Annotated in this window: 18 protein-coding genes; 2 read left to right on the top strand and 16 right to left on the bottom strand. The window is 70.2% G+C overall.

The genetic code is table 11. The features are described 5' to 3' along the window. The first annotated feature begins 211 nt into the window (after positions 1–211). Complete coding sequence (locus ACLBWX_RS02585; protein ID WP_056211374.1) at positions 212–466, top strand: hypothetical protein; 255 nt, start codon at positions 212–214, stop codon at positions 464–466. A 51-nt stretch (positions 467–517) separates the two neighbouring features. Here ACLBWX_RS02585 and ACLBWX_RS02590 read toward each other — a convergent pair whose 3' ends face one another. The 8 genes from ACLBWX_RS02590 to ACLBWX_RS02625 all read right to left on the bottom strand — a co-directional run bounded on the left by ACLBWX_RS02590 (position 518) and on the right by ACLBWX_RS02625 (position 7,297). After that, on the bottom strand, positions 518–733 hold the full coding sequence (locus tag ACLBWX_RS02590) for an alkylphosphonate utilization protein (protein WP_447675536.1): 216 nt from the start codon (positions 731–733) through the stop codon (positions 518–520). Positions 734–743: 10 nt separating this feature from the next. Next, complete coding sequence (locus tag ACLBWX_RS02595; protein ID WP_056474615.1) at positions 744–947, bottom strand: hypothetical protein; 204 nt, start codon at positions 945–947, stop codon at positions 744–746. 97 nt (positions 948–1,044) lie between these two features. After that, entirely contained in the window at positions 1,045–1,809 is a 765-nt protein-coding gene (locus tag ACLBWX_RS02600; protein WP_447675537.1) for an SOS response-associated peptidase, read from the bottom strand. Positions 1,810–1,963: 154 nt separating this feature from the next. Then, entirely contained in the window at positions 1,964–2,968 is a 1,005-nt protein-coding gene (locus ACLBWX_RS02605) for a magnesium transporter CorA family protein (protein WP_447675538.1), read from the bottom strand. 10 nt (positions 2,969–2,978) lie between these two features. Continuing rightward, positions 2,979–3,839, bottom strand: coding sequence for an SDR family oxidoreductase (locus tag ACLBWX_RS02610; protein WP_447675539.1), 861 nt, complete (start codon positions 3,837–3,839; stop codon positions 2,979–2,981). 3 nt (positions 3,840–3,842) lie between these two features. Next, complete coding sequence (locus tag ACLBWX_RS02615; RefSeq protein WP_447675540.1) at positions 3,843–4,718, bottom strand: SDR family NAD(P)-dependent oxidoreductase; 876 nt, start codon at positions 4,716–4,718, stop codon at positions 3,843–3,845. Further along, positions 4,715–5,473, bottom strand: a complete 759-nt coding sequence (locus ACLBWX_RS02620; RefSeq protein ID WP_447675541.1) for an enoyl-CoA hydratase-related protein — start codon at positions 5,471–5,473, stop codon at positions 4,715–4,717. The genes ACLBWX_RS02615 and ACLBWX_RS02620 overlap by 4 nt, the downstream gene beginning before the upstream one ends. Positions 5,474–5,533: 60 nt before the next feature. Continuing rightward, positions 5,534–7,297, bottom strand: coding sequence for an acyl-CoA dehydrogenase (locus ACLBWX_RS02625; protein WP_447675542.1), 1,764 nt, complete (start codon positions 7,295–7,297; stop codon positions 5,534–5,536). A gap of 122 nt (positions 7,298–7,419) precedes the next feature. Between ACLBWX_RS02625 and ACLBWX_RS02630 the strand changes: the two genes are divergently transcribed. Beyond that, a complete protein-coding gene (locus ACLBWX_RS02630) occupies positions 7,420–8,433 on the top strand; it encodes an L-threonylcarbamoyladenylate synthase (RefSeq protein WP_447675543.1) in 1,014 nt (337 codons plus the stop codon). Between the two features lie 170 nt (positions 8,434–8,603). Here the strand turns inward: ACLBWX_RS02630 and greA are convergent, their stop codons facing one another. The 8 genes from greA to ACLBWX_RS02670 all read right to left on the bottom strand — a co-directional run bounded on the left by greA (position 8,604) and on the right by ACLBWX_RS02670 (position 16,300). Beyond that, entirely contained in the window at positions 8,604–9,065 is a 462-nt protein-coding gene (gene greA, locus ACLBWX_RS02635) for a transcription elongation factor GreA (protein ID WP_447675544.1), read from the bottom strand. Between the two features lie 42 nt (positions 9,066–9,107). Next, the gene (gene acuI / locus ACLBWX_RS02640) at positions 9,108–10,094 is read right to left on the bottom strand and encodes an acrylyl-CoA reductase (NADPH) (RefSeq protein ID WP_447675545.1); all 987 of its coding nucleotides are present in this window, start codon (positions 10,092–10,094) and stop codon (positions 9,108–9,110) included. A gap of 105 nt (positions 10,095–10,199) precedes the next feature. After that, positions 10,200–10,802: a hypothetical protein gene (locus ACLBWX_RS02645; RefSeq protein WP_447675546.1), complete on the bottom strand. Its 603-nt coding sequence runs from the start codon at positions 10,800–10,802 to the stop codon at positions 10,200–10,202. 193 nt (positions 10,803–10,995) lie between these two features. Further along, positions 10,996–12,057, bottom strand: a complete 1,062-nt coding sequence (locus ACLBWX_RS02650) for a cell wall hydrolase (RefSeq protein ID WP_447675547.1) — start codon at positions 12,055–12,057, stop codon at positions 10,996–10,998. Between the two features lie 117 nt (positions 12,058–12,174). Next, the gene (locus ACLBWX_RS02655) at positions 12,175–12,438 is read right to left on the bottom strand and encodes a hypothetical protein (protein WP_447675548.1); all 264 of its coding nucleotides are present in this window, start codon (positions 12,436–12,438) and stop codon (positions 12,175–12,177) included. A 197-nt stretch (positions 12,439–12,635) separates the two neighbouring features. Next, the gene (gene ppdK, locus ACLBWX_RS02660; protein ID WP_447675549.1) at positions 12,636–15,308 is read right to left on the bottom strand and encodes a pyruvate, phosphate dikinase; all 2,673 of its coding nucleotides are present in this window, start codon (positions 15,306–15,308) and stop codon (positions 12,636–12,638) included. Positions 15,309–15,455: 147 nt separating this feature from the next. After that, on the bottom strand, positions 15,456–15,608 hold the full coding sequence (locus ACLBWX_RS02665; RefSeq protein ID WP_082487738.1) for a DUF3096 domain-containing protein: 153 nt from the start codon (positions 15,606–15,608) through the stop codon (positions 15,456–15,458). Positions 15,609–15,658: 50 nt separating this feature from the next. Beyond that, complete coding sequence (locus tag ACLBWX_RS02670; RefSeq protein ID WP_447675550.1) at positions 15,659–16,300, bottom strand: L,D-transpeptidase; 642 nt, start codon at positions 16,298–16,300, stop codon at positions 15,659–15,661. Positions 16,301–16,480: the final 180 nt, after the last annotated feature.

A 16,480-nucleotide genomic window follows, 5' to 3' on the forward strand; every position in this document is an offset into this window, starting at 1 on the left:
CGCGCGACAGGCGCGGCGACCCGGAAGCCGGGTTGCCAAGGCGGCGCCGCGGCACCATTTAAGCGCCATGCCGGTCGCGACCCAGCGTCGCTCGATCGGAGGCGGCCACGAGGCCGGGCCTGGGTGACGCCGGATGTACGCGCACCTGCCCCGGCCCATCCGTGGCCGTCGGCATTTCCCCCAGACCCTACAGTTCGAGCATCGTCCCGTCATGGCCAAGCGTACCAAGTCGAAACCGCAAGAGCGCGGCTCCGTCCTGTTCGACGTCGTCTACGACGACGAGTCCCGCGCCTCGAACCGCCGCGTGCCCATGGAAATCCTCGGCGGCCTCGACGGCGACGAGCCGGCCCGACAGCTCATCGAGGACCAGGACCGCGCCATCTCGGAGAAGTCCGGCCGCCCCCTGCGGGCGATCCGCAGCCTGACCCGCTCGCCCGCCCGCGTGTCCACGGCCTCCGACGAATAGGCCGCGCCCGTCCCCGCCGCCCGGTCCAGCCCCGGGACGGCGGTTCCGCACTCAGGCCTTCTTGAGGAACGCGGCCTTCAGGACGAGACCCTTCACCTTCTCGGCATTGCACTCGATCTCGGCCGGATCATCGGTCAGCCGGATGTTCCGGATCAGCGTGCCGCGCTTCAGGATCGTCGAGGTCCCCTTCACCTTCAGGTCCTTGATCAGGGTCACGGCGTCGCCTTCGACGAGCTTGGTGCCGTTCGCATCCCGGGTCTCTTCCATGGCCCCGGTCTCAGGCTTCGGGCCGCGTGTAGGGCCGGCCGGCATCGACGAGGGCGCGGTCGACCGCCTCGATGGCGAGCAGGATCCGGGTGAGGTCCTCGGCGGCCGAGGGGGCGGCGACTTCGCTGCTGCCGATGCGACGGGCGAGCGCGCCGCGCTGGCGGGCGAGGCTGTCCCGCGCGCGGTTCATCTGCTCGATCTCTTCCGACGTCATGCCATGCTCCCCTGAACCGGCCCGGCAGGGCCGCAGGAGCGATGCGGCCTTTGTCGGCCGAACGCAAGGCGGGCTCCACCGAGACTCGGGGCCTGTCTCAGAACAGGGCGCCCTGCTCGTCCTCGTCGCTGGAGCGCGGCAGCGCGGCGGGCGGCGTGCCCCGTCCGACTTCGCCGCGCTGCGGTTCGGTCAGGGGTTCGATGAGGTCCGGTTCGTCGATGCGGGCGTTGTTCACGCGGGCGCTGACGGGATCCAGGGTGAGCCAGTCGTTCGGACAGGGCCGGCACAAGGCCGCCGCCGCATCCGGTTCGGTGCCGCGGGTGTCGAGCCAGGACGCGATGGTCTCCGGCGCGAGGATCACCGGCATGCGGTCGTGGACGGCCGCCATCGCGCCGTTGGCGTCCGTGGTGACGATGGCCGCGGTGTCGACCTCCGAGCCGTCGGCCCCGAGCCAGTTCTCCCAGAGGCCGGCCAGGGCCATCGGCGCCCGGTCGGCGCGGCGGATCATGAACGGGCTCCTGGTCGCGGCCTTGCCCGAGCCTTCCCGGCGCCACTCGTAGAAACCGTCCGCCAGGAAGACGCAGCGACGATGGCGCAGGGCGCCGCGGAAGGTGGGTTTTTCCCGCAAGGTCTCGGACCGCGCGTTGATGACGAGGGGGAAGTCCTTCGGGTCCTTCACCCAGCTCGGCCACAGGCCCCAGCGCACCAGGCGGAACTGGCGCCGGCCGCCCTCCGACAGCACCACCGGCACCGGCTGGGTCGGCGCCACGTTGTACCGGGGCGGGAAGTTCGGCACTTCGGGATAGCCGTAGAAGGCCCGGAAGATTTCCGGGGCCTGAGCGATGAAGAAGCGTCCACACATGGGCGGACGATCCGCAAATCCGACGCGATGGGCAAGGCCCGATCGACTCGGGTCGGCATCATAGCCTGTGGCCGGGGAGCCGTTCTCCCCGGCGGCGCCGGCCAGGTCGGCGCCGGATACCCGGCAACCGACCGGGTCCGGTGGATCGGGGGTGCTACAGCCAGCGTTTCCAGCGGAAGAACACGTACGGGAGCACGGCCGCCACCACCATCATGACCACCGCCATCGGGTAGCCGAACCCCCAGTCCAGCTCCGGCATCGCCTTGAAGTTCATGCCGTAGATCGATGCGATCAGGGTCGGCGGCATGAAGACCACCGCCATGACCGAGAACAGCTTGATGATGTTGTTCTGTTCCAGGTTCACCAGCCCGAGGGTGGCGTCGAGGAGGAACTGGATCTTCGAGGACAGGAAGGTGGCGTGTTCCTCCAGGGATTGGAGGTCGCGCAGGGTCGAGCGCACGTCCTCGCGCAGCTCGCGCGGGGCCTTGGCGGTGCGGTAGGTCGCCGAGAGCGAGAGCAGGATGCGCTCCATCGAGACGAGGCTCTCGCGCTGCTTCGAGATGAGGTCGCCGTGGCGCCCCAGCGCCCGGAGCGTGTCCTGCAGGGCGGTGTTGCGGGCGCTCGGATCCTCCTTCTCCTCGAAGATCTTGCCCGAGAGCCGGTCGATGCGCTCGCCCTGGAGCTGGAGCACGTCCGCGGCCCGGTCGATCACCGTCTCGATCAACCCGGCCAGGATGGTCTCGCCCGAGGGAACCGCCGAGGGGCCGTTGCCCGTGGAGCGGCCGGCCCGCTGCGTATACATCCGGAAGGCCTGCGGCTCCTCGTAGCGCACCGTGACGAGCCGGTTGCCGCGCAGGATGAAGGTGATGCCCGCCAGACCGGGCTCCTCGGATTCGCTCACCTTGCTCAGCACCCGGCCTGTCATGTAGCGGGCGCCGTCCTCGACGTAGAGCAGTTCGGAGGGTTCGATGTCCTTCATCTCCTCGCGGGTCGGCACCGAGATGCCCATGAAGGCCTCGACCTTCAGGTCCTCCTCCCGGCTCGGCCGCACCATGTCGAGCCAGACGGTGTCGTCCGGGATCGCCTCCTGCAATTCGAGGGAACGGCGCTCGAGCAGGGTCTGCCCGGCGCCGGCGACCGGCTGGTGGATGAAGATCACGCGGGATGTCTCAGGCGAAGGCCCCGGGAGGCGGTGTGCTCGCATCCGGCACGAAGAAGTCCGGCGCAAGAGGGATGCCGGGTGTGACGCGGTATTTTGAAAAGTCCGTGACACCCTGCTCCGCCAGGAAGCTGTCGTCGATGAGGAAGCGGCCGGTCACCTCCCGGGCGGGCAGGCCGAACAGGGCGTGGGCGGCATCGGCCAGGATCTCGGGCGTGCGGCTCGCCTGCATCAGGGCCTCGCCGCCGAGCAGGTTCTTCACCGCCGCGGTGGCGATGGTGGTGCGTGGCCACAGGGCGTTGACCGCGATCCCCTGGCGGCGCAGCTCGCCGGCGAGACCGAGGACGCAGAGCGACATGCCGTACTTGGCGATGGAATAGGCCAGGTGCGGCGCGAACCACTTCTCGGACATGTCGAGGGGCGGCGACAGCATGACGATGTGCGGGTTCTCCGCTTCGGCGAGGTGCGGGATCGCGTATTTGCTGACCATGTAGGTGCCGCGCGTATTGATGCCGTGCATCAGGTCGAAGCGCTTCATCTCGGTCTCGGGCGTCCGGGTCAGCGAGATCGCGCTGGCGTTGTTGACCACGATGTCGATGCCGCCGAAGGTCTTCGCCGTGGTCTCGATGGCGGTCGCCACGCTGTCCTCGTCGCGGACGTCGACGAGGAGCGGCAGCGCCCGCCCGCCCGCCGCCTCGATGGCGGCGGCCGCGGTGTGGATCGTGCCCTCCAGCTTCGGGTGCGGCGTATCGGTCTTGGCCGCGATCGCGATGTTGGCGCCGTCGCGGGCCGCGCGCAGGGCGATGGCGAGGCCGATCCCGCGGGAGGCTCCGGTGATGAACAGGGTTTTGCCCCGAAGCGATCCGCTCATGTCTCAGGTGTCCTCGGCGTTGATCTGGAACCGGGACGGCTGGGTGCCGTCCGCATCGGTGAAGCCGTACTGGGCGGCGAGATCGCCGGCATGGAGGACCTGCCCGGCCCGGGCCGCGACGGCCGGGTCGGCCGCCAGGGCGGCGAGCGCCCGGCCCGCATAGAGCGGGCTCTCCGTCGCCCGGTCGGCGTGGCCGATGTCGACGGCGCGCTCGGTGCGCACGAAACCGGGCGAGAGCGCGAGGGCGGTGACCCCGTGCGGCGCCAGTTCCTGGGCACAGGCGAAGGCGAGCCGGTTCGTGGTCGCCTTGGTCAGGTCGTAGAAGACGTCGCCGAGGTAGCCCGGGGCGGTGTCGAACGAAACGAAGGCGAGAAGGCCGGATTTCGCCGAGACCATCGCGGGGGCGACCGCACGGGCGAGGAGGAGGGCCGGATAGGGCCCGCTCCCGAAGAAGTCCGAGAACGGCTCGGCCGAGCGGCGCCAGAACGGCGTGCCCCAGGCGGCGCCGTCGGCGTAGCGCTCGCCGTCATAGCCCTCGTTGCCGCCCCAGACGCTGGAAACGGCGAGATCGATGCGCCCGAACCGGCGCAAGCTCCAATGGACGAGGGTGTCGACGGCCCGCTCGCTGGTATGGTCGCAGAGGTAGTGGTGACCCTCGCCCCCGGCGGCATCGACGGCCCGGGCGGCGTCCTCGACGACCTCCGGCCGCCCTTCCGTGCGCGGCCCCGTCTCGCTGGAGCGGCCGGTGACGATGACGGTGGCGCCCGCCTCGCCGAGTCCCCGGGCGATGCCCCGGCCGACGCCGCGCGAGGCGCCGGCCACGAGGCAGATCTTTCCCCGCAGGTCGGGTGTCGGCCGCCTGTCGGCGCCGGCGCTCACGCCGGTCTGGCCCGGCCGAGGAAGCGCGCGAAGGCGGCTTGGGCTTCCGGCGCCCGCAGGCGCTCCTCGAAGGCGACGGCCTCGGCCTCCAGGGCGGCTTCCATGGCGGTCTGGTCGCCACGGATCAGCGCTCGCGTCGCCTGCACCGCGCCGCGGGGAAGCCCGGCGAGGCGCGTGCCCTGGGCCAGGGCATGCTCCAGCAGCAGGCCAGCCGGCATCACCGCGTTGACGAGACCGAGGCCGAGTGCCTCGTCCGCGTCGAAGCCCTGGCTCAGGAGCAGCATCTCGGTGGCCTTCAGGAGCCCGACCCGGCGCGGCAGCAGGTAGCTCGAGGCCGCCTCCGGCACGAGGCCGAGCTCCACGAAGGGCATGCGGAAACGCGCGGCGGGGCTGGCATAGACGAGGTCGCAATGCAGGGTCAGCGTCGTGCCGATCCCGACGGCGATCCCGTCCACGGCGGCGATCATCGGCGTGCGGGTGCGGGCGAGCTGGCGGATGAACTGCAGGGCCGGCGCCTCGCGGAACGGCTTGCCCGCGCCCGCCACGAAGTCGGCGAGATCGTTGCCGGCGCTGAACGCGCCCGGCGCCCCGGCGAACACCACGACGCCGATCGCGTCCCGCGCATCGGCGTCCGCCAGGGTAGTGCGCATGGCGTCGTACATGGCGCCGGTCAGCGCGTTCTTCTTCTCGGGCCGGTCGATGCTGATCAGGCGGACGCCGTCGGCCGTATCCTCGATCGCGATGTGCTCGCTCATGGTGCCCCTGCCCCTGAATGATCGTCGATTCTCGGACCGGCCCATTCCCGGCCAGGCGCGTCAGCTCGCCAGGGCGAGTTCCGCATCCTCGGTGAAGTGTCCGCCGGAGACGATGCTGGCCTCCAGCCCCTCGGCCGCAGTGAGGAGGTTGTCGGCGAAGAAGCGCGCGAGCGCGATTCGGCCGGCATGGGCTGGGTCGGTCTCGCCGGTCTTCAGGGCCGCGTCGGCAGCGAGCGCCTGGCGCCCGAGGCAGGCCCCGCCCTGGACGAGCCCGAACAGGCGCAGATACGGCGTCGCCCCGGCCAGAGCCGCCTCGGGCCCGTTCGAGGCCAGCGCCTTGAGCTGGAAGCTCGTCGCCCGGTCCAGGCTCGCGATGCCGGCGCGCAGCCGGGCGCCGATGTTGCCGAAGGCCGGGTCGGGGTCCTTCAGGAAGCCCTCGGCGGTCCGGCGCAGGCTGGCGATCTGCGCCCGCACGGTGGCGCCGCCGTTCAAGGGCAGCTTGCGGGCGACGAGGTCGATGGCCTGAATGCCGTTGGTGCCCTCGTAGATGCCGAGGATGCGGGCATCGCGCATGTGCTGGGCGGCGCCCGTCTCCTCGACGAAGCCCATGCCGCCATGGACCTGGACGCCGAGCGAGGTCACCTCGTTGGCGATGTCGGTGGAGAACGCCTTGGCGACGGGGGTCAGCAGGGAGGCCCGGTCGTGGGCCGCCTGTCCCTCCGGGCCTTCCGCCGCATCGAGGGCGGCGGCGGTGAGGTAGCAGATGCCGCGGGCGGCCTGGGTGAAGGCCTTCATGGTGAGCAGCATGCGCTGCACGTCGGCATGGGCGACGATCGGGCTCGCCTCGGCGGCGCCCGGCGCCTTGCCCTGGCGCCGGTCGCGGGCATAGCCGAGCGCCTGCTGGTAGGCCCGCTCGGCGATGCCGACGCCCTGCAGGCCGACATTGAGCCGGGCCGAGTTCATCATCGTGAACATGCAGGCGAGGCCGCGATTCTCCTCGCCGATGAGCCAGCCGACGGCCCCGCCATCGTCCCCGAAGGCCATCGAGCAGGTGGGCGAGCCGTGGATGCCGAGCTTGTGCTCGATGCCGGAGCAGCGCAGGTCGTTGCGGCTGCCGTCCGGCAGCACCTTCGGCACCAGGAACAGCGAGATGCCGCGGGTGCCGGCCGGCGCGTCCTTCAGCCGAGCCAGCACGAGATGGACGATGTTGTCGGTGAGGTCGTGCTCGCCGTAGGTGATGTAGATCTTGGCTCCGACGATGCCGTAGCGGCCGTCGCCCAGGGGCTCTGCCCGGCTGCGCAGCAGCGCGAGGTCCGAGCCCGCCTGCGGCTCGGTCAGGTTCATGGTCGCGGTCCATTCACCGGAGACCAGCTTATCGAGGTAACGGGTCTTGAGGTCGTCCGAGCCGTGTCGGGCCAGCGCCTCGATGCCGCCCGCCGTGAGGAGCGGACACAGGGCGAAGGCGATGCTCGCCGCGTTCCACATCTCGTTGCAGGCGGCGTTGAGGACGAGGGGCAGACCCTGCCCGCCATGGTCGGGATCGGCGCTGAGACCGTTCCAGCCGCCGGCGATCCAAGTCCGGTAGGCCTCGCGCCAGCCCGGCGGCGTGGTGATGACCCCGGCCTCGAGCGGCGTGCCGTGGCGGTCGCCCACCCGGTTGAGCGGGGCGATGACCGATTCGGCGACCTTTCCGGCCTCGACCAGGATCGCCTCGGCATCCTCCGCCGCGAAGTCGCCATGCAGCCCCGCGGCGAGGGCGGCGTCGAGCCCGGCCACGTGGCGCAGGGCGAACAGCATGTCGGCCACCGGTGCGCGATAGGTCATGATGCTTCCTCCCGCGCCTTGATTGAATCGACGCGTGTCGCCCCGTGTTTGACGCATGGCCCGGCCGGGCGCTAGGCCCGGGCTCTCCCCCAGGGCGGGGTGCCAACGAAGATAGTTTAGATATGAACGATCTTGGGTCAATCCCCGGCGATGCGAACCCGCCCGTGGCGACCCGGCGCTTCGCCGAAGACGAATCCGGGATCGAGGCGGCGGCGGCCCTTCTGCGTGACGCACAGCTCGTGGCCTTCGCCACCGAAACGGTCTACGGACTCGGCGCCGATGCCACCGATCCGTCCGCGGTCGCGCGGATCTTCGCGGCCAAGGCGCGCCCGCGCTTCAATCCGCTGATCGCGCATCTCGCCGACGCCCGAGCCGCCTTCGCCGAGGGCGTGTTCGACGGCGCGGCACGCAGCCTCGCCGAGGCCTTCTGGCCTGGTCCCCTCACCCTCGTGGTCCCGGCGGCACCGGGCTGCCGGGTCTGCGACCTCGCGCGGGCCGGCCTGCCGAGCGTCGCGCTGCGGGTTCCGGCACCTCCGGCCACCCGGGCGCTGCTGGCGCGGGTCGACAGACCCGTCGCCGCGCCGTCGGCCAACCGCTCGGGCCGCGTCAGCCCGACCAGCGCCGACCACGTCCTCGCCGATCTCGACGGCCGGATCGCCGCCGTGCTCGACGGCGGCGAGACGCCGGTCGGTGTGGAATCGACGGTGATCGCCTGTCTCGGCGGGCCGCCGCGCCTGCTGCGGCCGGGCGGTCTCACGCGGGAGGCCCTGGAGGCCCGGCTCGGCAACGCCCTCGCGGGCCCCGAGGGTGCCGATACGATCCATCCGGTCGGCCCGGGATTGCTCGCCTCGCACTACGCGCCGCGGGCGCAAGTCCGCCTCGACGCGACATCCGTCTCGATGGAGGAGGTCGTTCTGCTGTTCGGCCGCGATCCCCTGCCCGGAGCCGAGGCAGCGCGGGCACGCCTCAATCTCAGCCCGTCAGGAGATCTCACCGAGGCGGCGGCCCGTCTGTTCTCGGCTCTGCGCCAGCTCGACGGCGTCGGAGCTTCGGTGATCGCGGTCGTGCCGATCCCGGAACGGGGCCTCGGCGAGGCGATCAACGACCGGCTCCGGCGAGCCGCCGCACCGCGCTGAAATTTTTTTGGAAATCCGTCGGAACCCAGCGCGGGGAAGCACGTTCCAATCCTACGAAGGCCAGTTCAGCCCCCAATGGCCTTTTCCCTTCCAGGGCTCGGAGCAATCCGAGCCTTTTTTCTTGGCCGCGGTATTTCTCGGCCACCATCCTCGAAGCAGAAGCACAGAGATCAGCCGATCTCCGCGATCTCGCTCTCGTGCCCGTTCACCTCGACGACGTCGCCGACAACCTTGCCGGTGAGCGCACGCGCCATCGGGGAGACGTAGGAGATTGTGCCCTGCGCTGGATCGGCCTCGTCCTCGCCGACGATGCGGTAGGTACGGCGGCTGTCGTCCTCGGCCAGGATCGTCACGGTGGAGCCGAAGCGCACGACGTCGCCGGGCTCGGCCTCGACCATCTGCGCGGTGCTGCGCCGGGCCGTCCAGTAGGCGAGGTCGCGATTGACCCGGGTGACGTCCGCCTGCGCGTCCGGCGTCAGGGCCGAGAACTTGGCCTGCAGGCGTGCGACCTCCGCCTCGATCTGGGCCAGTCCCTCGGGGGTCACGAAGTTGGGGTGGGACGAGATCTGGCGTTCGGGAAGATCCTCGAACACCGCGTCCCCGTCACGTTCACGAACGAATGCTTGGCTCATGGAGCCCAAAACGCCCGGCCGGCGCCCGGCGTTCCATCGCCCTCACGCGACTTCGACCACCGTGCGTCCGCGGACCCGGCCCTCCAGGATCGCTTCCGCCACGGTGTCGACCCCCGGCAGCGGCACCGTCTGGGTCATCGCCGCGAGCTTGTCATGGTCGAGTTCCTCGGCGAGGCGTCCCCAGGCCGCCCGGCGCTTCGCCTGGGGCGTGGTCACGCTGTTGACGCCGAGAAGCGAGACCCCGCGCAGGATGAAGGGGGCGACGGAGGTCGGCAGGTCCATGCCTTGCGCCAGCCCGCAGGCCGCGACGGCGCCGTCCGCCTTGTTTCCGGCCAGGACGTTGGCGAGGGTGACCGAGCCGACGGCGTCGATGGCCGCCGCCCAGCGCTCCTTGGCCAAGGGTTTACCGGGCTGGCTCAGCTCCGCCCGGTCGAGGATTTCGGAAGCGCCGAGGCCGCGCAGATACGCGGCCTCGGAATCGCGGCCGGTGGAGGCGATGACGTGCCAGCCGGCCCGGGCCAGCAGGGCAACCGCCACCGAGCCCACGCCGCCGGAGGCGCCGGTGACGAGGACCGGCCCCTGAGACGGGTTCACGCCGTGATGGTCGAGGGCCATCAGGCAGAGCATCGCGGTGTAGCCGGCGGTGCCGATCGCCATGGCCTGGGCGGCGCTCAGGCCCTCCGGCAGCGGGACCAGCCAATCGCCCTTGACCCGGGCGCGCTGGGCGTAGGCCCCGAGATGGGTCTCGCCGACGCCCCAGCCGGTGAGGACGACCGCGTCGCCGGGCTTGTATTCCGCGTGGTCCGAGGTCTCGACGATGCCCGCGAAATCGATGCCGGGGATCATGGGGAAGCGGCGCACCACCGGCGACCTCCCGGTCATCGCCAGCCCGTCCTTGTAGTTCACCGTGGAATGGGTCACCCGGACGGTGACGTCCCCTTCCATCAGGTCGGCATCGTCGAAATCCCTGAAGGCGAGGGACTGCCCCGTCTCGGTCTTCTCGACGACCCAAGCCTTGAACCGACCCATGGCATCCCTCCCGCTCACGGGTCTGAGGTGTGGCACGGGCGGTCCGAATCAAGCGGCCCCAGACGCGGGTGCGTCCGAGGCGCGTGATCGATCGCGGCCGACGGCTCAGTATCCGTCGTAGATGCTGCCCGAAGAGAAGCCGAGGCCGACGCCGACATCGGCCGAGCTGGCGCCGGTGATGCCGAAGGCATCCGGGAGCGAGCCGACGGCGAGGCTGGGACCGAAGGCGCCCGGGTAGCCGCCCTGGCCGTAATTCGCCGGGACCCAGCCCGACCGGGCGGGCTGGACGAGGACGCGGCGGCGGACGCTGGCATATTCCGCCGGGATCGTCTCGGGGATCGCCTGCGCCGGCTGGACCAGGACGCGGCGACGGCGGACGGCGTATTGCGGCGGCACGTCGACCCAGCAGCCGATCAGCTCGCCATAGGCGTCGCGGCGGGTCTGCCAGACCCGACCGCCCGGCGCCACGAGCACCCGCTCCGAGACGGTCTCGTAGACGGGGGGAACCGTGCGGTAGACGGTCTCGGCCGGACGGACGAGGACGCGTTCCGACACGGCGCCGTAGACCGGGGGGGTGTTCACGTGGCGGTAGCACTCGGCGCCGCCGCAGCCGCCGGCCTGGGCCGAGGAGAACTGGGCCGAGGAGAAGGTGAGGACGGCGCCGGCGATGGCGGCGAGACTGATACGGGCTGCGACCGGCGTGGTCATGACGGGTTCCTCGGATCGAGACGCTGTACAGGACGGGATGGCGCGCGAAGCCCGCGCGCATCTCGACGTTCCAGAGGCCGCCAAGTTGCCGTTCGATCAAGCTGTATCGAGACTCAAGGTAAAATTAACCCAAGCTTAGGACTACCTAGAAGTTTCACTGCGTAGGTAGAAAGCCGCGGAACTGTCGCCAAAGTTAGGTTTGCCCACGCTTGAGCTGGTAAAAGATGTGCCGGCCGATGACATCCATCTTCTTAAGGCGGCGCGACCAGCCGGGTTTCACGTAGTCCGCATGGTAGTGCGTCGCCCCACCGACCTCACTGAGGTAGGTGCGTCCCGCGATCACCGCACTCGCGATGCGGGTGGCGCTCTGCCAGGACGGCCCATCCGTGACGCGCAGGGACTTGCCCTCGCAGGCGAAGGAGAACTGGCAGCCCATGTAGCGGTGCCGGTTCTGATAGACGACGCCGCAGACATTCCCGGGATAGAGGCCGCTCTTCACGCGGTTGAGGACGACCTGGGCCACCGCGGCCTGTCCCTCCTCGGATTCGCTGCGGGCCTCGAAGTACACCGCCTCGGCGAGGCAGCGCTGCTCGCGGTCCATGGCGTCCGGGCCGATCAGGTCGGCGTAGCGGTGGCGGGCGACGTCCGGGGGGGCGGCGGCGCCCGGTGTGGCACCATCCACCTGCGTTCCGCGCGGCGACAGGCCCGGGAAAGCGAGGCTCGCGGCGGCGATCTCGATCGGCGTCGCGTCGGCCGGGGCGGGCGTGGTCGAGGACAGGGCTTCGGCGCGCGGGATGGCGGGCGTCGCCCCGTCCTCCACGACGATCACCGCGCCTTCGCCCTCCCCACTTGAGTCGAGACCGAAATCGGGGGCCGGTACGAAGCCGGCGTCGAGCTCGGGATTCCAGGTCGCCGAGCGGGCCTCCAGCAACCCGCTCGCCGGATCGGCGAGGCTGGTCCTGACCACGAGGGCCTCGCCCCTGCCCTCGGCGACGGCGAGGCCGTCGGCGCCGTCGCGGGCGTAGACCCGGTGCGGCGCGTGCGAGCGGGTCTCCGTCTCGGCGAGACGTGCTCCCGGCGAGGCCGTCGCGAGGAGGCGGCCCTGCCCGGCGGCCCATCCCGCGGCGCCCGGCGCTTTGTCCGTGCCCGCTGTGGCGGTGAAGGAAACGAGAAGCCCGATACCGGCCGCCCAGGGGGTCATCGCGGCGCTGAGCCAGCGCAGATGCGACGCGCGTCGTAATCGTTTCGTACCCACGCTACCGACTCGCACCCGGATGCCAAACGCTCAGGCCGCCGGTCCCACGAGAGGAACGAGGCGGCCGTTGGGTTCAACTATCGTGCGGTATGGTTGCGGAGCGGTTAAGCGCAGCCGTCAGAGCGTGCCGGGACGACCATGCAGCGCGGCAAGGTTGCCGACCAGCGTCGCCAGGTTGGAGCGACCGCTTTCCTGCGCGCCGGCGATGCGCTCGGCATCGGCACCGCTCTGCGTCGCCACGGCGAAGACGAACAGCGCCACCGTTGCGAGGCCGCCGATGGCGGCCACCACCCAGAGGTAGGCCTGCTGCATCACACGGGGCAGCGGTACCGCGACGGGATTCTCGTTGAGAAACAGAGGAGGTGGGCTGGTATCGTTCATGCCGGCGATCCCACGCGTTGGCGGCCGCCCTCGTGAGCAGGGTTGCCTGCGCGCAACGGTCTGGCACTAGCACTGAACGTGCCCGCGCGGAATCGGTTCGCCGCGTTTTTGACAATTTGTTGAACGGTTCGTTTCACGCCCATCCGGGAGCGGCGCGGAGCCGCTCCCGGATGGGGCGAGACCGGGTCGTGAAGCGCCTACTTCGCGCCCTTCGCAGCCAGCGCCGCCTGGGCCGCCGCGAGGCGGGCGATCGGCACCCGGTAGGGCGAGCACGAGACGTAATCGAGGCCGACCTCCTGGCAGAAGGCCACCGAGGCCGGGTCGCCGCCATGCTCGCCGCAGATGCCGAGCTTGATGTCGGGCCGCACTGCGCGGCCGCGCTCGACGCCGATGCGCACGAGTTCGCCGACACCTTCCTGGTCGATGCTGATGAAGGGGTCCGCCGCCAGGATGCCCTTCTGCGTGTAGGCGCCGAGGAAGGTCGCGGCGTCGTCGCGGGAGATGCCGAGGGCGGTCTGGGTCAGGTCGTTCGTGCCGAAGGAGAAGAACTCCGCCGTCTCGGCGATGTCACCGGCCCGGAGCGCGGCCCGGGGCAGTTCGATCATCGTGCCCACTTGGTAGTCAAGCGTGCCGCCTGTTTCGGCAGCGACGGCCTTCGCCATGGCATCGATGCGCGCCTTGACGATGTCGAACTCCATCTTCGTGAAGACCAGCGGCACCATGACCTCGGACGTCACCGGAGCGCCGGTCTCCTTGGCGGCCTGGACGGCGGCCTCGAAGATGGCGCGGGCCTGCATCTCCGCGATCTCCGGGAACGCGATGGCGAGGCGGCAGCCGCGGAAGCCCAGCATCGGGTTGAACTCGTGCAGCTCCGTCATCCGGCGGCGCAGCTTGTCCTCCGACACACCCATGCTGGTGGCGACGTCCCGCACCTCCGCGTCGGTGTGCGGCAGGAACTCGTGCAGGGGCGGATCGAGCAGCCGGATCGTGACGGGCAGACCCGACATGATCGTGAACAGCTCGACGAAGTCCTGGCGCTGGTAGGGCAGGATCTTGGCCAGCGCCGCGCGGCGACCCTCGACGTCGTCGGCCAGGATCATCTCGCGCACGGCGACGATGCGGTCACCCTCGAAGAACATGTGCTCGGTGCGGCAGAGGCCGATGCCTTCGGCGCCGAAGTTGCGGGCGGCGCGGGCATCGGTCGGGGTGTCGGCGTTCGTGCGGACCTTCATGGTGCGCACCTTGTCGGCCCAGCCCATCAGGGTGGCGAACTCGCCGGACAGGGACGGCTCCAGCATGGCGACCTCGCCGAGCAGGACCTGCCCCGTCGAGCCATCGATGGTGATCTTGTCGCCGGCCTTCAGGGTGGTACCGGCCACCGAGAGGGTGCCGGCCTTGTAGTCGACGCGGATCGAGCCGACGCCGGAGACACAGGGCTTGCCCATGCCGCGGGCCACCACCGCCGCGTGGCTGGTCATGCCGCCGCGGGTGGTGAGGATGCCCTCGGAGGCGTGCATGCCGTGGATGTCCTCGGGCGAGGTCTCCACCCGCACGAGGATACATTTGCGCTCGGCCTTCCGGGCGGCCTCGGCATCCTCGGAGTTGAAGACGATCTCGCCGGTGGCCGCGCCCGGTGAGGCCGGCAGGCCGGAGGCGATGACCTTTCGCTCGGCCTTCGGGTCGATGGTCGGGTGCAGGAGCTGGTCGAGCGCGGCGGGCTCGACGCGGCCGATGGCCTCCTCCTCGGTGATCAGCCCTTCCGCCGCGAGGTCGACGGCGATCCGCAGGGCCGCCTTGGCGGTGCGCTTGCCGTTGCGGGTCTGGAGCATCCAGAGCTTTCCGCTCTCGATGGTGAATTCCATGTCCTGCATGTCGCGGTAGTGCGTCTCGAGAAGACCGTAGATCCGCACCAGCTCGGCGTAGGAGTCGGGCATGGCCAGCTCCATCGAGGGGCGGTCGGACTTGGCCTCGATGCGGGCCTTCTCGGTGATGTCCTGCGGGGTGCGGATGCCCGCCACCACGTCTTCGCCCTGCGCGTTGATCAGGAACTCGCCGTAGAGGGCGCGCTCGCCGGTGGACGGGTTGCGGGTGAAGGCGACGCCGGTGGCCGACGTGTCGCCCATGTTGCCGAACACCATGGCCTGGACGTTGACGGCCGTGCCCCAGCTCTCCGGGATGCTGTTGAGCTCGCGGTACTTCTTGGCGCGCGGGATCATCCAGGAATCGAACACCGCGCCGATGGCGCCCCAGAGCTGGTCCTCCGGCGCCTGCGGGAAGTCCGAGCCGTGCTCGGCCTTCACGATGGCCTTGTACTTGCCGACGAGGTGCTTCCAGTCCTCGGCCTTGAGCTCGGTGTCGAGGCTGACGCCCTTGCCTTCCTTGTAGTGCTCCAGCGCCTCCTCGAAGGCGTGGTGCTCCACGCCGAGGACGACGTTCGAGTACATGGTGATGAAGCGGCGGTAGGAATCGTAGGCGAAGCGCGGGTCGCCGGCGCCCTGGGCGAGCGCCTCGACGGTGAGGTCGTTGAGCCCGAGGTTGAGCACGGTGTCCATCATGCCCGGCATGGAGGCGCGGGCGCCCGAGCGGACGGAGACGAGGAGCGGATTGTCCGGGTCGCCGAAGCCGCGGCCGGTGAGTGCGCCGACGGCGTCGAGAGCGGCCTTGACCTGGCTCTTCAGCTCGTCCGGATATTGCTGCCCGTGATCGTAATAATAGGTGCAGACTTCGGTCGTGATGGTGAAACCGGGGGGAACCGGCAGACCGAGATTCGACATCTCGGCGAGGTTCGCGCCCTTCCCGCCCAGGAGGTTGCGCATGGACGACTGGCCCTCGGCCTTGCCGTCACCGAAGGAGTAGACCCACTTGCCCATCTGTATCCGTCCGCTTGCAGGAGTGAACACTGCCCCATGCCTAACACGGCGGGTTGGACCATCTTCTGCTGCAACGCAAGATGAACGTCTTCTCCAGGCCGGGACAGCGTGACGCTTCCGGTCCGCTGTAACGGAGCGCTCGCCCGATCAGCCGAGCGCGCGGAACACGCCGAGGCCGATCAGGCCCACCAGGATCAGGTAGATCGCCACGATGAAGTTCAGCAGGCGCGGGACGATGAGGATCAGCACGCCGGCGGCCAGGGCGATGACGGGCTGAAGGCTGGAGATCGTGATCGTCATGGGGCGCGCTCCGGCACGGCTTCAGGACTTGTCGTGAGCCGCGAGGCGGCTCAGACGCGGTATTTTCCGTTGCGCTTCACGAGGACCTGCGTGCCGACGGGGACGCGCTCGTAGAGATCGACGATGTCCTCGTTGAGCATGCGCACACAGCCAGACGACATCTGCTCGCCGATGCTCCACGGCTCGTTGGTGCCGTGGATGCGAAACAGCATGTCGCGGTTGCCCTGGTAGAGGTAGAGGGCGCGGGCTCCGAGGGGATTGTCCACGCCGCCCTTGCGGGTGCGCGGCAGCTCCGGGTTCAGGGAGACCATGGTGGTGGTGGGGCTCCAATCCGGCCAGACACCCTTGCGTCCGACCCGGGCCTGGCCTTTCCACGAGAAGCCGAGCTTGCCGACGCCGACGCCGTACTGCACGGCCGTCCCGTCCTCCTGCACCAGAGCGAGCTGCCGGTTGTCGATGTCGACCACGATCGTGCCCGGCTTTTCCGGGCCGGTGTAGCGGACCACCTGCCGGCGATATTTCGGATCGAGGCGCGACTTGTCGACCAGCGGCACGTCGTAGGGCTTGTCCGGCATCGTGCCGGTGTACCAGGCTGCCTCGTCGTCCTGCGCCAGGTTCACGGGGCCGCGCGATTGGCACGCCGCGAGGGGTGCGATCAGGATCAGGCCGAGGGCTAGGCGGCGGGACGTCATGGACAGCTCCACGTTTCGACGCGTCGGACGACGGCTTTGCCCCTGACTACCGCTCCCCGGCCGCGGACGTTGTGTCATTCCCGCCGCAGTCAGGATGTTGCGTGTCGGGCAAAGCCGATGGCGACAGGTCCCGGGACCGACGGAGGGCGGCCGCCGAACCCGGTTCGCGTGGCGCGGATT

This window comes from Methylobacterium sp. M6A4_1b (assembly GCF_053345175.1).

Excerpts from the sequence above, each read along its gene's own strand:
- ACLBWX_RS02595 (WP_056474615.1), bottom strand. The coding sequence starts at position 947 with ATGACGTCGGAAGAGATCGAGCAGATGAACCGCGCGCGGGACAGCCTC.
- ACLBWX_RS02590 (WP_447675536.1), bottom strand. The coding sequence starts at position 733 with ATGGAAGAGACCCGGGATGCGAACGGCACCAAGCTCGTCGAAGGCGAC.
- acuI (WP_447675545.1), bottom strand. The coding sequence starts at position 10,094 with ATGGGTCGGTTCAAGGCTTGGGTCGTCGAGAAGACCGAGACGGGGCAG.
- ACLBWX_RS02585 (WP_056211374.1), top strand. The coding sequence starts at position 212 with ATGGCCAAGCGTACCAAGTCGAAACCGCAAGAGCGCGGCTCCGTCCTG.
- ACLBWX_RS02610 (WP_447675539.1), bottom strand. The coding sequence starts at position 3,839 with ATGAGCGGATCGCTTCGGGGCAAAACCCTGTTCATCACCGGAGCCTCC.
- ACLBWX_RS02630 (WP_447675543.1), top strand. The coding sequence starts at position 7,420 with ATGAACGATCTTGGGTCAATCCCCGGCGATGCGAACCCGCCCGTGGCG.
- ACLBWX_RS02620 (WP_447675541.1), bottom strand. The coding sequence starts at position 5,473 with ATGAGCGAGCACATCGCGATCGAGGATACGGCCGACGGCGTCCGCCTG.
- ACLBWX_RS02625 (WP_447675542.1), bottom strand. The coding sequence starts at position 7,297 with ATGACCTATCGCGCACCGGTGGCCGACATGCTGTTCGCCCTGCGCCAC.
- ACLBWX_RS02670 (WP_447675550.1), bottom strand. The coding sequence starts at position 16,300 with ATGACGTCCCGCCGCCTAGCCCTCGGCCTGATCCTGATCGCACCCCTC.
- ACLBWX_RS02655 (WP_447675548.1), bottom strand. The coding sequence starts at position 12,438 with ATGAACGATACCAGCCCACCTCCTCTGTTTCTCAACGAGAATCCCGTC.
- ACLBWX_RS02645 (WP_447675546.1), bottom strand. The coding sequence starts at position 10,802 with ATGACCACGCCGGTCGCAGCCCGTATCAGTCTCGCCGCCATCGCCGGC.
- ppdK (WP_447675549.1), bottom strand. The coding sequence starts at position 15,308 with ATGGGCAAGTGGGTCTACTCCTTCGGTGACGGCAAGGCCGAGGGCCAG.
- greA (WP_447675544.1), bottom strand. The coding sequence starts at position 9,065 with ATGAGCCAAGCATTCGTTCGTGAACGTGACGGGGACGCGGTGTTCGAG.
- ACLBWX_RS02665 (WP_082487738.1), bottom strand. The coding sequence starts at position 15,608 with ATGACGATCACGATCTCCAGCCTTCAGCCCGTCATCGCCCTGGCCGCC.
- ACLBWX_RS02600 (WP_447675537.1), bottom strand. The coding sequence starts at position 1,809 with ATGTGTGGACGCTTCTTCATCGCTCAGGCCCCGGAAATCTTCCGGGCC.